Consider the following 21191-nt stretch of genomic DNA (forward strand, 5'->3'; position numbering starts at 1 on the left):
CCGGACGGGATCGCGAGTTGAACCTTGAGGCTACTCCCAATTCCGAGTCCTGTCCCTCACGCCTGGGTGAAATTTGATGCCGCAATGCAACCTCGACGATGTCATTCGGCCGTCATTTCGCCGCAGATAAGCTCATGCTGTTCGCGGGTTCGCAGAACACCGCGGGCGCAACGCAGTAACTTGGTCTATAAGTTGGCCACTCGAGGCCCTTCCAACGGATCCTTTTCGGGGAGCAGACATGAGTATTTTCGGGAAAATCATGGGCGCGATCTTCGGCAGCCATCCGGCTTCCGCAGCGCCCGCCGGTGGCGCAGCGCCGGGCAGTGCCCCCGCAGGGACCGCGCCAGCCGGATCGGCGCCGGCGTCCGCGCCGATGGCGACCGTGGACGTTGCGGCCATCGTCGACGCGGCGGTCGCCGCGCACAAGGGCGAGAAGCTGGAATGGCGCACCTCGATCGTCGACCTCATGAAGGCGCTCGACATCGACTCCAGCCTGGCCGCGCGCAAGGACCTCGCCAAGGAGCTCGGCTACAGCGGCGACATGAACGACTCGGCCAGCATGAACGTCTGGCTGCACAAGCAGGTGATGTCCAAGCTCGCTGCCAATGGCGGCAAGCTGCCGCCCGAGATCAAGCACTGACCGATCTCTCGGTCGTCGAAGGGCCCGCGATCGCGCGGGCCCTTTTGCGTTCAGGCGACGAGGTCGGCATCCTCCGGATGCTTGTCGAGATAGTCGACGACGAAGCCGCAGCCGGCGATCACCTTCCTGCCGTCGCGGCGGATCAGATCCAGCGCACCCTTGACCAGCTCGGAGGCGATGCCGCGGCCGCGCAGCGCGCGCGGCGTCTCGGTATGGGTGATGATCACCGCCGACGGCGTCAGGCGGTAATTGGCGAAGGCGATGTCGCTGCCGACATCGAGCTCGAAGCGGCTCTTGTCCTTGTTGTCGCGTACCGATGCCGCCATGCGAAATCCTTCCGAAACGATGTCTGCCTCTGATCTAGGCGGCTGAACCGGCCCTTGCCAAGATGCGACCAAGGGAGGTTGCCGCAGGGGAGATATCCGGAAAATGCGTGTCCCGCTCGTCATGGCCTTGCTGGTCGCGCTCGCTTCGACGGCACCGGTGCTGGCTGCGGCCGAAGGCGGTCCGGCCTGGGAGGCGTGCGTCGGGCCGACCAGCACGCCGGACCAGCGGGTCGCGGCCTGCTCGAGCGTCATTGACACCGGGAGCGAGACCGGTCGCAGGCTCGCGGGCGCCCATTGCAATCGCGGCCATGGCTTCACCGAGAAGCGCGAGCTCGACGCCGCGCTGTCCGATCTCGACGAGGCGGTCCGGCTCGCGCCGGACTATGCCTGCGCCTACAACAACCGTGCCCGCGTCTATAGCTTCAAGCGCGACTACGATCGCGCCATCGCCGATTACGACCAGGCCATCAAGCTCGATCCGTCACTGGCGCTGGCCTACAGCAACCGCGGCGAATCCCGCTACAGCAAGGGGGACCTCGACGGCGCCATTGCCGATTTCGACGCCGCGATCAAGCGCGATCCCAGTTATGCCACCGGCTATGCCAATCGCGGCTACGTCTACGCCCGCAAGCACGATACCACGCATGCGCTCGCCGACTACACCACGCGGATCAAGCTTGCGCCCGATATGCTCGCCTATATCGACCGTGGCAACGTCTATCGCGACAGCGAGCAGCTCGATCGTGCGGCCGCCGATTATGGCGAGGCCATCCGGCTTGCGCCGACGGATGCACGTGGCTGGCGCAATCGCGGCATGATCCGGCTCTTTCAGGGCGACAACAAGGGCGGCCTCGCCGACTACGACAAGGCGCTGCAATACGATCCCTCAGACGTGCTCTCCTGGAACAACCGCGGACAGGCTAAGCTGCGGCTGGGCGACAAGCAGGGTGCGATCGCCGATTTCAGGAAGGCGCTGGAATTGAAGCCGGGCTTGCAGACGGCACAGGAGTCGTTGAGGAAGCTCGGGGCGCTCTAGCTGCGGTGCGATATGAAATAATCCTCGCTCTCACTCTTGCGCGGTCACGGGCGGTTCCCACGTGTTCCCTAGGACATACGTCCGAATGCGGCAGGCAGGGTCGCCAGACATTCGGAAGTCGTGATCGCCAGCCGCCGACGTGTGCCTCTGTCAGAGGAGGGTACGATGTCGGACTTTGGTTTCTTGAATACTCATCGCACATGGGAAGACTGGTCCGGGATGCTGCTGGGCGCATTGATTGTCGTCTCGCCGTGGTTTCCCATCCAGGATCAGCCCGCGATCGTCGGGGACTCGATGGTCATCCTGAATGCCGTCGCAGTCGGCCTGATCGTGTTTGGCATCAGCCAGCTCGAATATGTCGCGTTGCAACGCTGGCAGGAAGTGGCGACGATCCTGGTCGGATTGTGGCTCATCGCCTCGCCCTACTTCCTCGGCTATTCCAGTGAAGGGTTCCTGCGCATCTACCACACGAGCCTTGGCGCGGCCGTGGTTCTCCTCGGCGTGCTGCTGCTGTGGCAGGACTGGGATCTGAACGATCAGGACATGCTCAAGCATGGGCAGTAGACCGTCGATATCGGCAAGGCCCGCCCGGCTACGGGCGGGCCTGCGCGGTTATCGCTTCACCAGATCCTGATAGTCCGGGTGCTTCTCGATCCACGCCTTCACGAACGGGCATTGCGGGATCAGCTTCAATCCGGCGGAGCGAACCTGGTCGAGCGCGCCTTGCACGAGCTTTGAGCCGACGCCCTTGCCGCCGAGCTCCTTCGGCACCTCGGTATGCTCGAAGGTGATGACATTGCCGTCGAGCTTGTAATGCTCGGTCGCAAGGTGGCCCTCGACCTCGAACTCGAAGCGGTGGTGGGCTTTGTTGTCGATGACGTCGCTCATGTCGTCTCCGGTCAGCTCTTGAGGGAGTCCGTCAGCATCTTGCGGATCGACCAGGCCTCGCCGTCGGAGGCACCCCTGATATCGTCGATCCGCCAGCTACCTGCCTCGCGCACGAAGTCGTAACGCACGATCAGGTCGGCAGGTTTCCGGTCGTTGCGGTGACCGGTGATGGTGACCGCGACGATCGCCTTGTCCGCCTCCATCTTCTCGGCGTCCACCTTGAACGACTTCACGTCCGGTTCCTGCGAATTGGTGACCGGATCGAAATCGATCGGCCCGACATCGCCCTTCGGCGTATGCGCATCCGCCTTGGCCCACAGCGCGACCAGCGCCTTGGAGAGATATTTTGCCTTGGCCGCCTTGTTCTCGATGATGAAGGCGCCGCCGCCATCGCCCTTGCCCTTGGCCGCGCGGGTGTAGATCGCAGTCAGGATGGTAATGGGATCGGCGGGGGCAGGGGTCTCGGCCAATGCCGGGGAGATGCCGGCGAGCAGAGAAGCGGCGACGAAGGAGCGACGGGTGAGCATGAGATGTCCCTGAGATGATGGCGCATGACGGCAGGCCGGGGCGGCCGGTGCCGGCGCACATCTCTGTAGACCGATGTGAAGGCCGTTCGGTTCAATCGCTCGCTTTGGCGAGCCTGGAATCTTCCGCCTGTGGCTGTGGGCGAAGGCAGCCCTGGCAGATGACGAGGGAGCGGTTGACCCTGGCGTCCTGCTCGGCCTCGATGCCGTCCTGCGCCTGCCACCATTCCTTCGAATAGGGCTGTAGTCCGGCTCGCGACCCGGTGCGCTCGGATGTGGCGGCGGTACGCGTCGTTCGCGACGGTGCGGAGGCAGCGCGCGGCTGATTGGGATCCTCGCCGGCGCCATCCCACGCGTAACGTGCAGGCTTGAAGGCGGGATCGGAGGCCAGGTGTGCTTGCGGGGCCATGGCGCATCCGGCGAGCGCCAGCGACAAGACGAGGAGGGCGGGCGCTTTGACCATGATGCGGCACTCTGTACGCGAGAACTGAGCGAGGTTGCGCCGATCATGTTTAAGATTCCCTGAACGATGGCGGGCCTGCGCACGACCAACGCGCATGCGATATCTGATGCTCCTGCTGACCCTCCTTGCCACGGCCGCGCGCGGCGACGACGCAAAGCCGTTCAATCCGGCCGACTATCCGCCCGGCGTGCAGAAGGCTCTGCGTTACGCCAATGAGGAATGCGAGAGCCAGGACGGAGGCGCGGTGACCTATGCGCCGGACACGGTGCGCAAGGTCGACCTGACCGGCGACGGCCGCGACGATTATATCGTCGATTTCCGCGACACCAAATGCGGGGAACGCGAGACCACCTATTGCGGAACCGGCGGCTGCGTCATGAACATCCTGGTCACGCTGCCGGATGGCAGCGTGCGTTCGGTGTTTGACGGCTATGTCCGCAGCTACAAGATTTTGGCGCCGCCGATGAAGCGCGGCGCCGCGCGCGTTGTCCGGTTCGATCTGCATGGGAGCTATTGCGGCGGTTTCGGTGCGCAGGCCTGCTCCAAGGAGAAGGCGATCACGGCAACTCCATTTGCGTTCAGGCAACCGTAGGGCAGGTGTGCGGCTGGCGGCCTTGCAGGGGCGCCGGCGATGGCGATAAATGGGCTGCAATGAGCGGGCGGCTTGCGCGCCGTCCGCGCTCGAAGAGGAAGCCCGATGCAGCCCCTGCGCATGTCCCGCCGCGTCATGAATCTCGCCTACATGCTGACGCAGAATGCGCGGCGGCATGGATCGCGTCCCGGTTTCGTCTGGGGCGACCGATCCTGGACGTGGCGCGAGATCGACGCGCAGGTCTCGGCGCTGGCCGCGGCGCTCGCCGCGCGCGGCGTCACGAAGGGCGACCGCATCCTCGTCCACTCCAAGAACGGCGACGAGATGTTCTTTTCGATGTTCGCCGCGTTCCGGCTGGGTGCGGTCTGGGTGCCCACCAACTTCCGCCTGATGCCGGATGAGGTCACCTACCTCGCAGAGGCTTCCGGCGCGAAGGCGTTTCTGTGCCACGTCGATTTTCCCGAGCATGCGGCGGCGGTGAAGGGCGGCGCGCTGCAATTCACCTGGAGCCTCGACGGCAAGGCCACGTTCGGCGAGCGCTCGGTGGCCGACGCCATCGCTTCGAACGCCGGCGCAGATGTCGTCAATGCCGACGTCGACTACGACGATCCCTGCTGGTTCTTCTTCACCTCCGGCACCACCGGCCGCTCCAAGGCGGCGGTGCTGACCCACGGCCAGATGGGATTTGTCGTCACCAACCATCTCGCCGATCTCACCCCGGGCGTCACCGAGAACGATGCCTCGCTGGTGGTGGCGCCGCTGTCGCATGGCGCGGGCGTCCACCAGCTGGTGCAGACCGTGCGTGGCGTCTGCACCGTGCTGCTGCCGACGGAAAAATTCGACATCAACGAGGCGTTCCGTCTGATCGAGGCCCACCGCGTCAGCAATCTCTTCACGGTGCCGACCATCCTGAAGATGATGGTCGAGCATCCCGCCGTCGACAAATACGATCATTCCTCGTTGCGGCAAGTGATCTATGCCGGCGCGCCGATGTATCGCGAGGACCAGAAGTCGGCGCTGACGAAGCTCGGCAAGGTCATCGTGCAGTATTTTGGTCTCGGCGAGGTCACCGGCAACATCACCGTGCTGCCGGCGGCGTTGCACGATCCCGAGGACGGCCCGCATGCGAAGATCGGCACCTGCGGCTTCGAGCGCACCGGCATGCAGGTCTCGATCCAGGATGACGAGGGCCGCGAGCTCAAGGCGAACCAGAGCGGCGAGATCTGCGTGATCGGACCTGCGGTGTTCGCCGGCTACTACGACAACCCCGAAGCCAATGCCAAGGCGTTCCGCAACGGCTGGTTCCGCACCGGCGATCTCGGTCATATGGATGAGGAGGGGTTTGTCTACATCACCGGACGCGCCTCCGACATGTACATCTCCGGCGGCTCCAACATCTATCCGCGCGAGATCGAGGAGAAGATTTTGACGCACCCCGCGGTGGGCGAGGTCGCCGTGCTGGGCGTGCCAGACGCGACCTGGGGCGAGGTCGGTGTTGCCGTCTGCGTCGCGCGTGAAGGCGCGAAGGCCGTGAGCGAGACCGAGATGGCGGCGTTCCTCGGCCCGAAGGTGCCGCGCTACAAGATGCCGAAGCGCTTCTTCTTCTGGGAAGCGCTGCCGAAATCCGGCTACGGCAAGGTGCCGAAGCGCATGGTGCGCGATGAGCTCGAGGCGCGCGGCCTGCTCGACCTCGACAAAATCAAGGCGGGCTGAGCGTAGGTGATGCGCAGTATCAAGCAGCCCGGCGCGCCCGTAGCAGAGCGCATTCAATGGGCGGAGGCGAAGGGGCGTGCCTTCTCCTTTACGCTTCAGGCCGGCCTGCCGCTGCTGGAGGCCGCGCGTCGCGGCTTTGCGGCGGAGGGATTTGCCGGCGGCGTGCTGAATTTTCGCGGAGGTACGCTCGGGCCGTTCGGCTATGTCATGCCGGCGCTGTCCAAGACCGGCGAGAATGCCGCGTTCTACAGCGAGACCTATCGGCCGGCCGGTGTGACGCGCACGAAGCTCGGCAGCATGACGCTCGGCACGCGCGACGGCGCGCCGTTCTTTCATTGCCATGGGCTCTGGACCGAATCCGATGGCCACGCCGGCGGCGGCCACATGCTGCCGGACGAGACCATCGTTGCCGAGCCGTTCGAGGTCGAGGCGTTTGGCCTCGACGGCGCGATGTTCACCGCCGAGCCAGATCCCGAGACCAATTTCAAGCTGTTCGGACCGGTCGCGGCTGCGAGCACCGGTGCGCGCACGACCAGCCGTGCCTTTGCGCTGCGGCTGCGCCCCAATCAGGATTTTGCCTTCTGCCTCGAGGACTTCTGCCGCGCACACGGCATCGCGCGGGCGAAGATTCATGGCGGCGTCGGCTCGACCATCGGCGCGCGCTTCACCCAAGGCGGCGTGACCGAGCCGTTCGCGACGGAGCTGGCGATAACGGCCGGGACGATCGCGTCTGGTCCCTCCGGGGAGCTGGAGGCTGTACTCGATGTTGCCCTGATCGACTACATGGGCGGCATCGCCGAAGGGCGTCTGATTCGTGGCGACAATCCCGTGCTGATGACGATGGAATTGGTGCTCGAGGTGTTGAGCTAGTCTCGGCGAACGATCATCAGTGAGAACGTAGTTTGGCGATAGCCAAGTACGTGGAGTCACTTATCCCTGAGCCTGATCCCTGGAAGAGATTGAGCAAAGGGGATTGTCCCTGACCGATGCTCTGGCCGTTTTTGACGTCATACATGGCGGAGAAACGGCCCAGCAGCTTTTCAACCTTCGCGGGATCGGAGAGATCCTTGATCTTCATGAATTTGTCCACGAACTTGGCCTGCTGATCGATCGGCATCGACGCCATCGAGTCAGGCAGATTGAAGGTGGTCCTGAACACCTCCGAAAGAGCCTTGTCGGCAAGGATGTCGTATGCGGACGTGATTTCCCCGGCCTTTCGCTGGAAATAGAGCGCCAGGCGCACGCCCGGATTCGTATCCCCCTGCTGCTGCTCCAGGCTTTGCTGGAGATAATTCGCCCGTGTTTCCCGGAATTGGTCCTGCTTCTGCGGCCCCATCATCGCAAGGCGCGCGACGTTGCCCTTGCTGTCGAAGTTGAACGACGCCGCGATTTCGGCAAAGCGATGATCGCTCTCGGTGTTCGCGAAGCTCTTTGGATTGTTCAGGTCGGAGGCGAAGATCTTCTTCAGATATTCGGTGCTGACCTTCTTGGGGTCCAAACCCTTGGCGACGAGAATGAAATCGACCATCTTCCGGTTCGCAAGCAGCTCGGAGACGCTGTCTATGCCTGCGATGGCTTCCTGATAAGCCGTCGCGTCTTTCTGGGCCTGTTCCCGAACCGCTTTCTGCTGCTCGGGGCTTGCCTGTTTCACGACTGCAATGACGTAGTCCTTCGCGGTCTGGAGGACTTTTGCCGGGTCCTGGGCCACCAAGGGGGTCGTCAGATTGCCTTTCGCGTCGAAGTTGAAGGCGCGTGCGAGCTCGACGTACCGATTGTCCTTGAGCTTATAGACGTAGCTCTTGGGATCGCCGAGGTCGCTTTCGAGGACAGCCTTGACGGTGTCCGGCGGGACCGCTTTGGGATCGAGGCCGACGGCGCCCAGCGCAAAATCATACACGGCCGGAGTCGATACGAACGCCTGGACTGACTTGATGTTGAGGATGGCGTTTCTGAACTGCCTGATTGCCAGGGCTTCGTTCAGCGGGCTTGCCGCCGCATAGACGGCAGCCTTGCTGTCGTCGAACCGCTTTGTCGTGAGCGTGACGTTCGCAGCAGTCTGCGCGGGCACACCCGACGGCAGCGACCCGTCAGGCGAAAACTCGAATGCGCCGGCGAGATCGACAAAGTTGCCAATCGTCGATATCTGGTCGTTGAGGCTGGATACGCTCTTCGTATATGATTCCAGGTGATATTTTTCGACCAGGATCTGGACGTTCAACTGGGCCACGTCGGCGCCTGGTTGCGAGAGTTGGGCCGTGTAGTCGGCGATCTTCGTAGTGGTGGCACTCACGTCCGATTTGGCTTGAGCGAGCTGGGCGTTGAGGCCGGGCAACTGAGACGCGAAGGTGGTGTTGACGTAGCTGTTTGGATCGGATGGATCGCTGCGCAGGACCTGACTTATCGTGTCGCGCGGCCACTTGCTCTGATCGATCCCGAATGCCGAATAGACGTAGTTGCGAAGACGATCGTTGTTCAGGAGCTGGTCTGCACTGCTGACGCTGCCGATCTGGGCGCTGTAGTATTTCGTATCGTCGGCTAGTGCGTCGACCCGCTTCTTCATGGTTGCCGTGTACAGACCGATCGTCTCATCGGTCTGGTCCTCCGATTGCGCAACCGGCTTTATACCGCCATTAAAGGAGAATGCCGCGGCAAACTCCCGGTAACGCTTGTCGACCAGCTTGTTGACGAAGCTCTTTGCATCGGAGAGGTCGCTCTCCAGCACCTTTCTCATGAACGCCTTGGCGTAGGCCATGTCTTCCAGGCCATACGCCTTCAAAGCGTAATGATACAGGCGATAATCTTTCATGAGATCGTCGACGGTCTTCACCTTGCCGATGTTGGCCTTGTAATAGGCGGCCTCTTTCGCGACGTCGGGTTGCTGTTCAACCCGCGTCAGGGACTGCTTGAGATGGTGCGAAATGTAGTTGTAGCTGAAATACGTTGATACCATCGCGCATTCCTCGCGGCTTGTTACGGTCCTGGACTTCCGTCAATCATTGCCGGGTCGCGAGGTGGGGGCTGGCCTCATGCCAGCGGCAGTCTCACAGCTACGTTCTCTTAGGACGATTCCAGTCCACAATCGAAGGTTTTAGTTCGTGTCCAAGTGACGCATACCGTGTTTGTTGCTGTTTGTTTCCATTTGTTTCTCAGATGCAGCTTACGCGAAGGTGGTGTTCCTGATACGTTCTAATCAAGAGATGGCTCGGGATGAATTCCTGAAGCTGCTCCGGCGCATGGACGAGTCGCGCGTCTGCCAGGTCATCATAGCGACCCATTCGCCGATGCTGGCGGAGCAGGTGAGGGTCACCTCTCCGTCGTCGCTGCGCTCGCAATGACGGTTTGGGCGACATGCTTCCTCTTCCATCGCGCGTTCGAAGTCGCTGACACACTTTCCCGTTCTCGCGGCTGGTTCTGCCCGAGCTTTGCTTCAATCACCGCCCCCAAGGAATGCCGAGGGCGCAGGGAAGGCCGGGTGCCGGCTGGCACCCACGGTCCACTGTGCGAAAATTGCGCTACGAGAAGCTGCACAGCGGCATACAGGTGAAGCCCAAACATCCGGCCTTCCCTGCGCAGTGGTTTGACGGCTTATGTCGTGCTCTCCCCGGGGAGCGATGCACTATTGCCCCCGTCGCCCTGCGGATGACTGATGCGCGCGCCCGGTTGGGTCGCAGCATCACAGCAGGACTTGGCGCACAGACCCCGGGCGCCAGGACCACACGATTTTGCCGTACGCAGGCTGCACCGGTCGTGTGCGCGCTAGCCGTTTGCTCGCGGCGTGACCCGCCCTGCAAACCACCTTCGCGCCGACGCCGCCTGCGTCCACCACGTCCCATCCCGCGTGTCGTGACGATCGCGATACGCCCCTCGGACCGGGCTGGGATGGCTGCAACATGCGATAATTCCGAATTCGCGTAAAGCGAATTGTTTTCGTCCTGATGCATTGACCCCGGTCTTGTGTGTTTTGCCCGTCGGGCAACGCAAGGGATGGTGTGAACGTGGGGAGCCATCGTCGCCGCAACGGCGCCACGAACCGGTCTCCCCTCGGCCCCAAAATGCGCTACGATGATCCCAGCGCGCCTCAAGTCGCGCAGATCCAAGAGTGAGGAAACGGTATGAGGATGAGAAGCGGAACGGCGCTCGCCGGGGTGGCGGCGCTGGCGGTGGTGGGGATCGCCCTGACGACGGCGTTCGAGCCGGTTTGGGCCCATGGGCCGACCCGGCAGAAGGTCCGGGAATCCATCGAGATCAACGCAGCCCCGGCGAAAGTGTGGGCGGTGATCGGCAATTTCCAGGACATGAGCTGGCTACCGCCGGTGACCAAGACCGAGGGTGAGAAGGGCAACGAGATCGGCGCGACGCGGAAGCTGACGCTGACGGGCGGCGCGACCGTCGACGAGGAGCTCTACAAGTTTGACGCCGCCGCGATGACCTATTCCTACCGGATCACCAGCGTCGACGTGAAGGTGCTGCCGGTCACCAACTATTCCTCGACGCTGACGTTGACGCCGAGCGCCGACGGCAAGGGCGCGACGCTGGAATGGGCCGGCGCGTTCTACCGCGGCTTTCCCAACAACGATCCGCCGCCCGAGCTCAGCGACGAAGCCGCCAAGACCGCGGTGAGCGGGCTCTACAAGGCCGGCCTCGAGGCGCTGAAGAAGAAGATCGAGAGCGGAAGCTGACCGTGCGGGTCCTGGTCCTGGCGGCGCTCGCCGCCAGCATCGCCCAGGCGTCAGCCGAAGAGGCGTTCGTCACCAACCAGCTCAGCGACGATCTGATGGTCGTGGACCTCGCGACCTCGCGCAGCGTTGCGACCATCCCGATCGGCGGCAAGCCGGCCGGCGTCGCCGTCAGTGCCGACGGGCGCTTTGCCTATGTCACGAGCCCGGACGCCAAGGCCGTGACGGTGGTGGACGCCGCCGCGCGGCAGGTGACGGGGCGGATCGAGGTCGGCGGCGGGCCGCTCGGCATTGCCGTGGCGCCTGACGGCCGCACCGTCTATGTCGCCGACTGGTACGCGGCGGCGGTGCGGGTGATCGATGCCGCGAGCCGCAGCGTCACAGCCAGCATCGCGGTCGGCGCCTCGCCGTCGGGGCTGGCAGTGACGCCCGACGGCAAGCTGCTGCTGTCGGCCGACCGCGACGACGACAGCGTCTCGGTCGTGGACGCGGCGACGCGCCAGCGCAAGGCGGTGATCAAGGTCGGCACGCGCCCGTTCGGCGTTACCATCGATGCCGAGGGCAAGCGCGCCTACACCGCCAATGTCGGCTCCGACGACGTCTCCGTGATCGACATCGCGGAGGCGCGCGAGGTCGGCCGCGTGCCGGTTGGAATGCGGCCCTATGCGGTGGCGCTGACGCAAGGGCGCGGCTTCGTCACCGACCAATATGGCGGCACGGTCAGCGTGTTCGAGCTCACGAGCCTGAAGCCGATCAAGCGCATCAATGTCGGCGACTATCCCGAAGGGATCAATGCGACCGCCGACGGCAAGCGCATCATCGTCGCCTGCTGGGAGAGCAACACGCTTGATATCATCGACGCGGCCGAATTGAAGGTGATCGGCGAGATCAAGACCGGCGACGGCCCGCGCGCGTTCGGGGCGTTCTTGCGCAGGACGGAGTAGGGGTGTGTAGCCCGCATGGAGCGAAGCGGAATGCGGGGACGCTTTCCCGGATTGCGCTTCGCTCCATCCGGGCTACGGCACTTTCGTCGCGGCGAATTCTCGCAACTTCACGAAAAAGTCCTTCAGGATGGGGTTGCGGTCCACATAGGTCACGTAGCGGATCGGATGCCGTCGGCGGTCGATGCTCCACGTCATCTGATCCGTGAGGATCGGAGCGGGGATGATCACGCTCGGTGCCCACGCAGGGTTGAGCAGCCAGCCGACCGGCGCCATGTCCCAGATCTCCTTGGCCCAGCCCATGTGGTCGGACGAATATTCCTTGAAGCGCATGGCGAGAAACGCGCCGATTTTGCCGTGGGGTTCGACGTAGCGTTCGATCTCCGGCACCGTCGAGTGCAGGCGCGAGGTGACGCCCATGCAGGGGACAAGCACGAGCGGCACGCCGCTGTCGAGCAGCACCTGCGCGCCGCCGACGTCCTGCTTCAGATTGAACTCGACCGTGTGGGGCCATTCCAGCGCATGGCCGCCGAGCCAGACCACGACGATCCGGTCGATGATATCGGGCGCCCTCAGCAGCGCAGAGGCGACGTTGCTGATGGCGCCGATGGCGATGACGTAGAGCGGATTGTCCGGCGTGCCCGCGCGCGCCCGGGCGATGAGGTCGTCCACGGCGGGTGCCGTCCGCGCCGTCTTGCCGGGGCCGACATAGTCGGTGACGCCGCGATGAACCAGGCCTTCCGGAGCGACGTTCAGGCGGTCCAGCAGGCGCAGGATTTCCTGATAGCTCAGCTCCATGCCGTGGCCGGGACTGTCCGCGCGCGCATTGAAGAACGGCGCGGCGTAGATCGCCTCGACTGAGAGGCGGTCCGTCGACAGCAGCATCTGCACGAGCGCGAACTGATCGTCGATCTCGTTATAGGTGTCGGTGTCGAGCACGACTCGCAGCCGGCCGACCGGCGGCTCCAGGAGCTTGAGGCGGCTTGCGTCCGTGAGTGTCATCGGCGTCTCCCCGGCCGTGCGCTGCGATTGCGGATCAGGCGCTCTGCTGGATCCGGCAGACCACTTCGGCAATCTCCTCCATCTGGGCGAACATGTGATCGGGCGCAAGCGCCCGCAGCGCCGCCGGGGCCGCGTAGCCCCAGCTGACCGCGCCGCAGGCGATGCCGACCGCGCGCGCCGCCTCGATGTCGCGGACCTCGTCGCCGATCGCTATCACCTTGCTCGGCTCCAGACCGGCGCGGCGGACGACGCGGCGGAATTTTGCGGCCTTGCCGAACAGCGATGCCGAGCAGTCGTAATGCGCGAACAACGCAGCCGCTTCGCCGAGCTTCTCGCGCGCATTGGCTTCGCTGTCGGAGGTCACCAGCGCGAGCTGCACGCCGTTCTCAGTCAGCGTCCGCAGCATCGTCTCGACGCCCGCAAACAGCGAAATCTCCGCTGCCGCCTCCGCCTTCAGCCGCCGCGCATGCCGCGCGATCGCCGGCAGCTTCCACAAGGGCACCTCGAGCCGGGTGAGGATGTCGCGGCTCGAAGCATGCCGCAGCGGCTCGATGTCCTCATCGGCGACGCGGCGAAAGCCGAAGCGATCGGCGACGTCGTTGATGGTGCGCAGGAACCAGGGAAAGCTGTCGGCGAGGGTGCCGTCGAGGTCGAAGATAACGAGGGAGTAGGGCATGGAGGCGGGTAAGTCTGGTCGAGCCAAGTGGCCGGATGTACAAGAGTAAAACAGGAAGACACAGATGCCGGTCGATCAGGTTCAACTTAGCAAGTTCCTCAGCTTCGTGCTGAGACACAAGCCCGACGAGATCGGCTTGACGCTCAGTGCCGAGGGTTGGGTCAATATCGACGAATTGGTTGAAAAAGCCAATGCGGCGGGGACGACGTTTGACCGCACCGACCTGCTCGGCGTCGTCGCAAGCAGCGACAAGAAGAGATTTTCGTTGTCAGCTGACGGGCTGATGATCCGGGCTGCCCAGGGACACTCCGTTTCGGTGGAGCTTGGCTTGCCGCCGCAGGAGCCGCCGTCGATCCTGTACCACGGCACGGCGAAGCGGTTCGTCGATGCGATCCTTGCCGAGGGCTTGAAGCCGCAGGCGCGCCAACAGGTGCATCTGTCCTCCGACGAGGCCACGGCACAGCGGGTCGGGCAGCGCCACGGCAAGCCGCACATCTTTAGGGTCGATGCGGGCGGCATGCACGCGAAGGGGCTCAAGTTCTACCGCGCGGACAACGGCGTTTGGTTGACCGACCATGTGCCGCCGGAATTCCTGCGCTGAGCCGGCATGCTCGTTCGGAACGCCGCTGCGCAGTTCTTTGGGAAGCGCACTAGGCCTTCCACACGGTCGCCTCGGTCCATCCGAGCTCGGCGAACTCGGCGGCCCTGAGCGGCGCCTCTCCCGCCGCGAAGAACTCGTCGAGCTGGGGCGGCGCGACGCTGGTTGCGGACAGCATCGCGTGCGCCTGTCCGCGGTGATGGATCTGATGTTGAAACAGGTGCATCAGCAGCCGGTCGCGGCGTTCGGTCTGGACGCTGGTGTCGCGGTTGATCCGGACATCGCCGTCGAGAAGCTCGGGCGTGAGCGCGTCGCAGATGGTCAGCAGGCGCTTGTCCATCGCTGCCTGGGCAGGCTTCAGCTCGGAAACTGAGGCGTACGGCACCTCGTTCGCCCAGGCGCGCGGTCCGAGCCAGCCCCCCTCGAGTGCATCGATGTAGAAGAGGTCGATGACGTAGATATGGTTCAGCGTGCGCTGAATGCTCGGGAAGAAGCCGGTGCGGTGGGCTTCGAATTCCGACTGGCTTAGGCCGGCGCAGGCGGCGAGCAGGCGATGGTTCGCCCAGGCACTGTTGTGCGCGAAGGCGCGGTAGGTTTGCACGAGGCCAGCGGACATTGCGATTCTTTCCTAAGGCAAGTCCAGGGGAACGCGGAAATCTTCCAGCGATAGCTGACGAGATGTCTTTGGCAATTGCAGGGCGATCGAACCATTCGGCGTTTCAGAGAGATGAATATGCCAATACGTACTTCGCTCAGTGGTGGTCGTGTTGAGTGCGGGTAGGTGTTTTCGCAGTACATCTAATGGGATCGCATAGGCGGCGTTGAGATCCATACATCCGAGCACGAAGAATGCCTTGCTGCCGCCGCCAAGAAACTCATCCCATTGAGGATGATAGGCATACCAGTATGGATAGCTTCCTCTCGTATATCGCTTCGACACGGAGCATGCGACGCGAGTGTCATGTGAAGAGTCCCAGTAGAGAGCTCGGCTCTTCTTGATGAATTTTGATCCAAGTCGTTTTGCAAGCGCGTCGATTGCATTTACTCTTTTGGCGTCCAATACAGTGGCGTCGGTGAATTCCCAGCCGCTAGGTGTTGCAGATGATTCCTTGCTGGTGGCAACGTCCGCCGCCTCGGCCTTCTCAACGGCGTTCTGAATGATGTTGGTTTCGACATCAGTGGCTGTCGTGAACATGACATCCACTAGGCTATCCAATCGGGTAAATTCCATCGGCGTTAGAAGGCTCCGGATTTTACGTCCGGTTTCGGAGTCGTCTGAATTCTCTTTCAGCTGAATGAGCTTGAGGAGCGAATCCGCGCTGATAACCCTTATGTCCCACGCATGACGCGATCCTCTTATCTGCGCCTCGAGTTCGCCTGTGTCCTGTCTTCCGACGAGTATCAAGATCGATGAAGGTTCGGTTACTTCCGCGTTGTCCAGCAACTTGCGTCGATACGAAGCGATAGTGTCCAATGGGATCCGATACGCGTCAGTGGTCTTTACTTCGGCGATGATGGTGTGGCCCTCAGGTGAAAGCCAAATCCCGTCAAAGCCAATTGCGTTCACTGTGCCTTGGTAGCGACCGTTTGTAACTTTGAAGTCCAAGCGGCGGCCTAGCTCATTCACGAGATCCTGTAAGACCTGCCCGCCTTTCGCGAAACTGTTCGAAAGGCAATGCTCAACGTAGCTCGCAAGCTTCGAAGTGTCAGCCTGGGTTAAGTACTGCCGAAGTTCGTCGGAGCAGATACTGCCATCCCTTAAGTTGCCGTCACCAGCCATCGCTACGATCTGTTCGATCGATGTTTGGCTCACCTCGTCCGGGTTCGACTCCCAAAAAGCTAAGAGCGGCATTAGGAAAGGACTTCAACGTTTGAATGAAAGGACTGGATCATACAATCCAAGTCTAAACATATCAGTCAAACAAGTCCAAAAGGTTGGGCCGAAGATGGCGACTTTGTTGCGGTGCAGCCTTACTCCGCCGCCTCGCTCGTGCTCCGCCGCTTCGGCTTCCGCGCCTTCTTCAGCACCGGCTCCAGAAACTTGCCCGTGTAGCTCCGCGGTGCCTTGGCAATGTCTTCCGGCGGTCCCCACGCCACGATTTCGCCGCCGCCGTCGCCGCCCTCAGGGCCGAGGTCGATGACCCAATCGGCGGTCTTGATGACCTCGAGATTGTGCTCGATGACGACCACCGTGTTGCCCTGTGCGACCAGCTCGTGCAGCACCTCCAGCAGCTTCTTGACGTCGTGGAAGTGCAGGCCGGTGGTCGGCTCGTCGAGGATGTAGAGCGTGCGGCCGGTGGCGCGCTTCGACAGCTCTTTTGCAAGTTTGACGCGCTGGGCTTCGCCGCCCGAGAGGGTCGTCGCCTGCTGGCCGACATGGATGTAATCGAGGCCGACGCGGTGCAGGGTCTGGAAGGTTTCCCGCACGCGCGGCACCGCCTTGAAGAACTCGGCGGCTTCCTCGACGGTCATGTCGAGCACGTCGGCGATGCTCTTGCCCTTGAACAGGACTTCCAGCGTCTCCCGGTTGTAGCGCTTGCCCTTGCAGACGTCGCAGGTGACATAGACGTCGGGCAAAAAGTGCATCTCGATCTTGATGACGCCGTCGCCTTGGCAGGCCTCGCAGCGGCCGCCCTTGACGTTGAAGGAGAAGCGGCCGGGCTCGTAGCCGCGCGCTTTTGACTCGGGCAGGCCGGCGAACCATTCGCGGATCGGCGTGAAGGCGCCGGTATAGGTCGCCGGATTCGAGCGCGGGGTGCGGCCGATCGGCGACTGGTCGATGTCGATGATCTTGTCGATGTGCTCGAGGCCCTCGATGCGGTCGTGCGGGGCTGCGCCCTCGCTGGCATTGTTGAGCTTGCGGGCGATGGCGCGATAGAGCGTGTCGATGAGGAGCGTCGACTTGCCGCCGCCGGAGACGCCGGTGACGCAGGTGAACAGGCCGAGCGGAATCTCGGCGGTGACGTTCTTGAGGTTATTGCCGCGCGCGTTCACCACCTTGATGGTGCGGCGATGGTTCGGCGGACGGCGCTCCGGCACCTCGACCTCGAGCTCGCCGGTCAGGTACTTGCCGGTGAGCGATTTCGGGTTGCGCATGATCTCGGCAGGCGTGCCTTCGGCAACGATGTTGCCGCCATGCATGCCGGCGCCGGGCCCGATGTCGAGCACGTAGTCGGCAAGCCGGATGGCATCCTCGTCATGCTCGACCACGACCACGGTGTTGCCGAGATCGCGCAGCCGCTTCAGCGTATCGAGCAGGCGGGCGTTGTCGCGCTGGTGCAGGCCGATCGACGGCTCGTCCAGCACGTAGAGCACGCCCGTGAGGCCCGAGCCGATCTGCGAGGCCAGGCGAATGCGCTGGCTCTCGCCGCCGGACAGCGTGCCCGAGGAGCGGGACAGCGTCAGATAGTTGAGGCCGACGTCGAGCAGGAAGGTCAGGCGCTCGCGGATCTCCTTCAGGATGCGGCCGGCGATCTCGTTCTGCTGCTTGTTCAGCGCCTCCGGCACGGTCTCGAACCACTCGCCGGCCTTCTTGACCGACAGCTCCGAGATCTCGCCGATATGCTTAGTCCCGACCTTGACGCAGAGCGCCTCGGGCTTGAGCCGGAAACCCTTGCAGCCCTCGCAGGGCACGTCGTGGAAATACTTTGCCAGCTCCTCACGCGCCCACTCGCTCTCGGTCTCGCGATAGCGGCGGTTGATGTTGGTGATGACGCCCTCGAAAGGCTTCTTGGTGTCGTAGGAGCGCACGCCGTCCTGGTAGGAGAACTTGATTTCGTCCTCGCCGGAGCCGTAGAGGATCGCGTCCTTGGTTTTCTTGGCGAGATCCTTCCACTTGGTGTCGAGCGTGAACTTGTAGTGCTTGCCGAGCGCGGTCAGCGTCTGCTCGTAATAGGGCGAGGATGACTTGGCCCAGGGCGCGATCGCGCCCTTGCGCAAGGAGAGCTCCTTGTCGGGGATGACGAGGTCCTCGTCGACATGCTGCTCGACGCCGAGGCCGCCGCAGGCCGGGCAGGCGCCATAGGGGTTGTTGAACGAGAACAGCCGCGGCTCGATCTCGGGAATGGTGAAGCCGGAGACCGGGCAGGCGAACTTTTCCGAGAACAGGATACGCTCGGGCCCGCTCTTGTCGTGGATTTTTGCGGTCTTCTTCTTTTCCTCGGCGGGCGCGGCGGCCGGCGCGTCGGCGAACTCGACGACGGCGAGGCCCTCGGCGAGCTTCAGCGCGGTCTCAAAACTCTCGGCGAGGCGCTGGCCGATGTCGGCGCGCACGACGATGCGGTCGACCACGACGTCGATGTCGTGCGGAAATTTCTTGTCGAGCGTCGGGGCTTCCGCCAGCTCATAGAAGGTGCCGTCGATCTTGACGCGCTGAAAGCCCTTCTTGAGCCATTCGGCGAGCTCTTTGCGGTACTCGCCCTTGCGGCCGCGCACGACGGGGGCGAGCAGATAGAGACGCGTGCCCTCGGGCAGCGCCAGCACGCGGTCGACCATCTGCGAGACGGTCTGGCTCTCGATCGGCAGGCCGGTGGCCGGCGAATAGGGCACGCCGACGCGGGCCCAGAGCAGGCGCATGTAGTCGTAGATCTCGGTGACGGTGCCGACGGTCGAGCGCGGGTTCTTCGAGGTCGTCTTCTGCTCGATCGAGATCGCCGGCGACAGGCCGTCGATCTGGTCGACATCGGGCTTCTGCATCATCTCCAGGAACTGGCGGGCATAGGCCGACAGCGATTCGACGTAGCGGCGCTGGCCCTCGGCGTAGATGGTGTCGAAGGCGAGCGAGGATTTGCCGGAGCCGGAGAGGCCAGTGAACACCACCAGCTTGTCGCGGGGGATCTCGACGTCGATATTCTTGAGGTTGTGCTCGCGCGCGCCACGGATCGTAATTGCGCGCAGGCTGGAGCCCGCGTTCTGTTGTTGGCGCTTCGCCTTGATCACTTCATCCATCCGAGTTGCCCTCAAGGAAGCCCAAAGGTGCGCGATCGCGCCAACAAAAAAGGCGCGCTGCGCCCGGAACCGGGATCGGCGCCGATGGGTATGGCAGCGAACGTAGGAAGAACGGAGACGGATTTCCAGAGGGAGTTGCGAATCGTCAACGGAATGTTGGCGGGCTGGCGGCACGTGGCAGCAGCGGGGCTTGCGGAACTGCGCTGGAACGTGCCGCCAAGCAAAAAGGCCGGCGCGAGGCCGGCCTTTCGTAACGCGAGGGCGTCGGAGCGACGCTCAGTACTGAACTCAGTACTTGGCGACGACCGGGCCGCCAAAGGTATAGTTCACGCGAACCGTGGCCATGTCCACGTCCTGCTTGATGCTATCGCTGCGGGTGTTCACGCCCAGGAAGGTGAAGGTGTCGGTGTGCTTGCCCATGAACAAGTGGTTGTACTCGACGCCGACCGACCAGTTCGGAGCGAAGCCGAACTCGATGCCGGTGCCGACGGTGCCGCCCCAGCGGGTCTCGTTGGCGGTGTCGAGCGTGACGCCGGCCAGAGTGCCGCTGAACTTGTTGTGGGTGACGGCCGCGCCGCCCTTCACGTACCAGAGCACGTTGTTCCAGGCGTAGCCCACCTGACCGGTGAAGAGGCCGATGGCGTCGATCTTGGTGTTGTTCACCAGCGGGAAGAAAGCGGCGGGCGAGCTGGTGTTCGAGCCCTTCAGGTCAGCCCAATCGCCCTGGGCTTCGAGGCCGAACACCCAGCTGGCGGACTGCCAACGATAGCCGATCTGGCCGCCGACGATTGCGCCGGTCGCATTGTGGCAACCTTCAGCCGTGACGGGGACAGCCACGCCGACCACAGCGGTCGTATCCCAGCAATTGTGGCTGGAGCCGCCACCGGCGTTGGCGCCGATGTAGAATCCGCTCCAGTTGTAGATCGAGGCCACAGCGACCGGCGCCTTGGTGTAGGGGCGGGCCGCAAGATCGGCCGCCGAGGCCGGTGTCAACGCGCTGAGTACGAACAGGCTGGCCGAAGCCAGCAAAATCTTCTTCATCTGATTCCCCAGTTCCGTTTCTCTTTGTTGCCTTCCGCAAGGAAGAGCAGCGGACCCTATGAGCCAACTGACGTTCACAGCTTTACACCATCGAAGCCTAAGGTTGTGTCACTGGGGAGCCACATCTCAGCCACATCTCGCCGAAAACGCGAGTAGTTGGCGCATACTGCTACCCGCGCAAAAACAAAAAGGCCGGCGCGAGGCCGGCCTTTCGTAACGCAAGAGCGTCGGAGACGAAGCTTAGTACTTCGCGACGATCGGGCCGCCGAAGTGATAGTTCACGCCGACCTGCACGGTGTGGAAGTTGAGCGTGCCGGTGGGCAGGGCGCCCGAGAAGTAGGTCTCGCCGCCGAGGCTGCGATAGAGGTACTCGCCCTTGACCGACCAGTTCGGAGCGAAGAACGCTTCGACGCCCGCGCCGACGGTCCAGCCGGAGTGCCACTTGCTGTCCGACGCGGTCACGCCGAGGGCGGACAGGGTGATCTTGTTGTCGATCCAGGCATAACCACCGGTGCCGTAGAACAGCACGTTGTTGACGGCGTAGCCGATACGGCCGCGCACGGTGCCCATGGCGTCGGTCTTCGAGCTCGCGGTCGCGGTCACGACACCGAAGCCGGGGACGACGGTCGCGCCGGTCACAGAGGCGCTGACGTCAGCCCAGGAGCCATCGGCCTCGACGCCGAACACGACGTTGCCGGTCTGCCAGTTGTAGCCGGCGGTGCCACCGACGAAGCCACCCTGCATACGCGGGCTGCCCGAGTCTTCCCAGGCGCCGCCGCCGACGATACCGAGGTAGAAGCCGGTCCAGTTGTAGACCGAAGCCACAGCCACCGGAGCCTTGGTGTACGGGCGGGCCGCGAGATCAGCCGCCGACGCGGGGGCAGCCAGAGCGAACAAACAGGCCGAAGCCAACAAAACCTTCTTCATTTTCAACCTAATCCCAGTCCCAGTTTCTGTTGTTGCCTTCCGTGAACGGAAGGGCATCGGACGCCGTGGTCCAACTGGCGTCGTGCTTACACCAGCGAAGCCGCAAGTTGTGTACCCAAAAAGCCACAACAGTCACAAAACGTCATAATCGCTGACTGATCGTTTTCTTCGCTCGCACGCAGCAAAAAGGCCGGCACAAGG

Annotated in this window: 22 protein-coding genes; 10 read left to right on the forward strand and 12 right to left on the reverse strand. The window is 63.3% G+C overall.

Translation table 11 applies throughout. The annotated features are described in order from the left end of the window. The first annotated feature begins 238 nt into the window (after positions 1-238). A complete protein-coding gene (locus QA649_RS23040) occupies positions 239-640 on the forward strand; it encodes a DUF3597 domain-containing protein (RefSeq protein WP_283019207.1) in 402 nt (133 codons plus the stop codon). 50 nt (positions 641-690) lie between these two features. Here QA649_RS23040 and QA649_RS23045 read toward each other — a convergent pair whose 3' ends face one another. After that, the gene (locus QA649_RS23045) at positions 691-966 is read right to left on the reverse strand and encodes a GNAT family N-acetyltransferase (RefSeq protein ID WP_211401962.1); all 276 of its coding nucleotides are present in this window, start codon (positions 964-966) and stop codon (positions 691-693) included. Between the two features lie 103 nt (positions 967-1069). Here QA649_RS23045 and QA649_RS23050 point away from each other — a divergent pair, with 103 nt between their 5' ends. Both QA649_RS23050 and QA649_RS23055 read left to right on the forward strand, forming a co-directional pair. Then, positions 1070-2002, forward strand: a complete 933-nt coding sequence (locus tag QA649_RS23050; RefSeq protein ID WP_283019208.1) for a tetratricopeptide repeat protein — start codon at positions 1070-1072, stop codon at positions 2000-2002. A 165-nt stretch (positions 2003-2167) separates the two neighbouring features. After that, on the forward strand, positions 2168-2566 hold the full coding sequence (locus QA649_RS23055) for an SPW repeat protein (protein WP_283019209.1): 399 nt from the start codon (positions 2168-2170) through the stop codon (positions 2564-2566). A gap of 48 nt (positions 2567-2614) precedes the next feature. On the opposite strand, the gene QA649_RS23060 is transcribed toward QA649_RS23055, so the two are convergent. The 3 genes from QA649_RS23060 to QA649_RS23070 form a co-directional block, all read right to left on the reverse strand. Next, the gene (locus QA649_RS23060) at positions 2615-2890 is read right to left on the reverse strand and encodes a GNAT family N-acetyltransferase (protein WP_260423972.1); all 276 of its coding nucleotides are present in this window, start codon (positions 2888-2890) and stop codon (positions 2615-2617) included. Positions 2891-2901: 11 nt separating this feature from the next. Then, on the reverse strand, positions 2902-3417 hold the full coding sequence (locus QA649_RS23065) for a DUF3828 domain-containing protein (RefSeq protein WP_283019210.1): 516 nt from the start codon (positions 3415-3417) through the stop codon (positions 2902-2904). 91 nt (positions 3418-3508) lie between these two features. Then, the gene (locus tag QA649_RS23070; protein ID WP_283019211.1) at positions 3509-3877 is read right to left on the reverse strand and encodes a hypothetical protein; all 369 of its coding nucleotides are present in this window, start codon (positions 3875-3877) and stop codon (positions 3509-3511) included. Between the two features lie 94 nt (positions 3878-3971). Between QA649_RS23070 and QA649_RS23075 the strand changes: the two genes are divergently transcribed. The 3 genes from QA649_RS23075 (at position 3972) to QA649_RS23085 (ending at position 7052) form a co-directional block, all read left to right on the forward strand. Continuing rightward, entirely contained in the window at positions 3972-4469 is a 498-nt protein-coding gene (locus tag QA649_RS23075) for a hypothetical protein (RefSeq protein WP_283019212.1), read from the forward strand. Positions 4470-4574: 105 nt separating this feature from the next. Continuing rightward, on the forward strand, positions 4575-6182 hold the full coding sequence (locus QA649_RS23080) for an acyl-CoA synthetase (RefSeq protein ID WP_283019213.1): 1608 nt from the start codon (positions 4575-4577) through the stop codon (positions 6180-6182). A 9-nt stretch (positions 6183-6191) separates the two neighbouring features. Continuing rightward, the gene (locus QA649_RS23085) at positions 6192-7052 is read left to right on the forward strand and encodes a DUF296 domain-containing protein (protein WP_283019214.1); all 861 of its coding nucleotides are present in this window, start codon (positions 6192-6194) and stop codon (positions 7050-7052) included. Positions 7053-7068: 16 nt separating this feature from the next. Here QA649_RS23085 and QA649_RS23090 read toward each other — a convergent pair whose 3' ends face one another. Further along, complete coding sequence (locus QA649_RS23090; RefSeq protein WP_283019215.1) at positions 7069-9132, reverse strand: DUF1217 domain-containing protein; 2064 nt, start codon at positions 9130-9132, stop codon at positions 7069-7071. Between the two features lie 169 nt (positions 9133-9301). Between QA649_RS23090 and QA649_RS23095 the strand changes: the two genes are divergently transcribed. The 3 genes from QA649_RS23095 (at position 9302) to QA649_RS23105 (ending at position 11802) form a co-directional block, all read left to right on the forward strand. Further along, entirely contained in the window at positions 9302-9517 is a 216-nt protein-coding gene (locus QA649_RS23095; RefSeq protein ID WP_283026253.1) for a hypothetical protein, read from the forward strand. Between the two features lie 777 nt (positions 9518-10294). After that, on the forward strand, positions 10295-10861 hold the full coding sequence (locus QA649_RS23100) for an SRPBCC family protein (protein ID WP_283019216.1): 567 nt from the start codon (positions 10295-10297) through the stop codon (positions 10859-10861). 2 nt (positions 10862-10863) lie between these two features. Further along, on the forward strand, positions 10864-11802 hold the full coding sequence (locus QA649_RS23105) for a cytochrome D1 domain-containing protein (protein WP_283019217.1): 939 nt from the start codon (positions 10864-10866) through the stop codon (positions 11800-11802). Positions 11803-11874: 72 nt separating this feature from the next. Here QA649_RS23105 and QA649_RS23110 read toward each other — a convergent pair whose 3' ends face one another. Both QA649_RS23110 and QA649_RS23115 read right to left on the reverse strand, forming a co-directional pair. Further along, positions 11875-12801, reverse strand: a complete 927-nt coding sequence (locus QA649_RS23110) for a nucleoside hydrolase (RefSeq protein ID WP_283019218.1) — start codon at positions 12799-12801, stop codon at positions 11875-11877. A gap of 34 nt (positions 12802-12835) precedes the next feature. After that, positions 12836-13477, reverse strand: coding sequence for an HAD-IA family hydrolase (locus QA649_RS23115; RefSeq protein WP_283019219.1), 642 nt, complete (start codon positions 13475-13477; stop codon positions 12836-12838). 64 nt (positions 13478-13541) lie between these two features. Here QA649_RS23115 and QA649_RS23120 point away from each other — a divergent pair, with 64 nt between their 5' ends. Beyond that, positions 13542-14078 (forward strand): RNA 2'-phosphotransferase, encoded by a 537-nt coding sequence (locus QA649_RS23120; RefSeq protein ID WP_283019220.1) that lies wholly within the window; start codon positions 13542-13544, stop codon positions 14076-14078. 49 nt (positions 14079-14127) lie between these two features. Here the strand turns inward: QA649_RS23120 and QA649_RS23125 are convergent, their stop codons facing one another. From QA649_RS23125 to QA649_RS23145, 5 genes are all read right to left on the reverse strand, one after another. Beyond that, entirely contained in the window at positions 14128-14691 is a 564-nt protein-coding gene (locus QA649_RS23125) for a DinB family protein (RefSeq protein WP_283019221.1), read from the reverse strand. Positions 14692-14703: 12 nt separating this feature from the next. Further along, the gene (locus tag QA649_RS23130; RefSeq protein WP_283019222.1) at positions 14704-15927 is read right to left on the reverse strand and encodes a hypothetical protein; all 1224 of its coding nucleotides are present in this window, start codon (positions 15925-15927) and stop codon (positions 14704-14706) included. Positions 15928-16046: 119 nt separating this feature from the next. Further along, entirely contained in the window at positions 16047-19022 is a 2976-nt protein-coding gene (gene uvrA, locus QA649_RS23135) for an excinuclease ABC subunit UvrA (protein ID WP_283019223.1), read from the reverse strand. 288 nt (positions 19023-19310) lie between these two features. Continuing rightward, entirely contained in the window at positions 19311-20063 is a 753-nt protein-coding gene (locus QA649_RS23140; RefSeq protein ID WP_283019224.1) for an outer membrane beta-barrel protein, read from the reverse strand. A gap of 240 nt (positions 20064-20303) precedes the next feature. Further along, a complete protein-coding gene (locus tag QA649_RS23145) occupies positions 20304-20990 on the reverse strand; it encodes an outer membrane protein (RefSeq protein WP_283019225.1) in 687 nt (228 codons plus the stop codon). Between the last annotated feature and the right edge of the window lie 201 nt (positions 20991-21191).

The sequence above is a fragment of the Bradyrhizobium sp. CB1717 genome (genome assembly GCF_029714325.1).
Classification (GTDB): Bacteria; Pseudomonadota; Alphaproteobacteria; order Rhizobiales; family Xanthobacteraceae; genus Bradyrhizobium.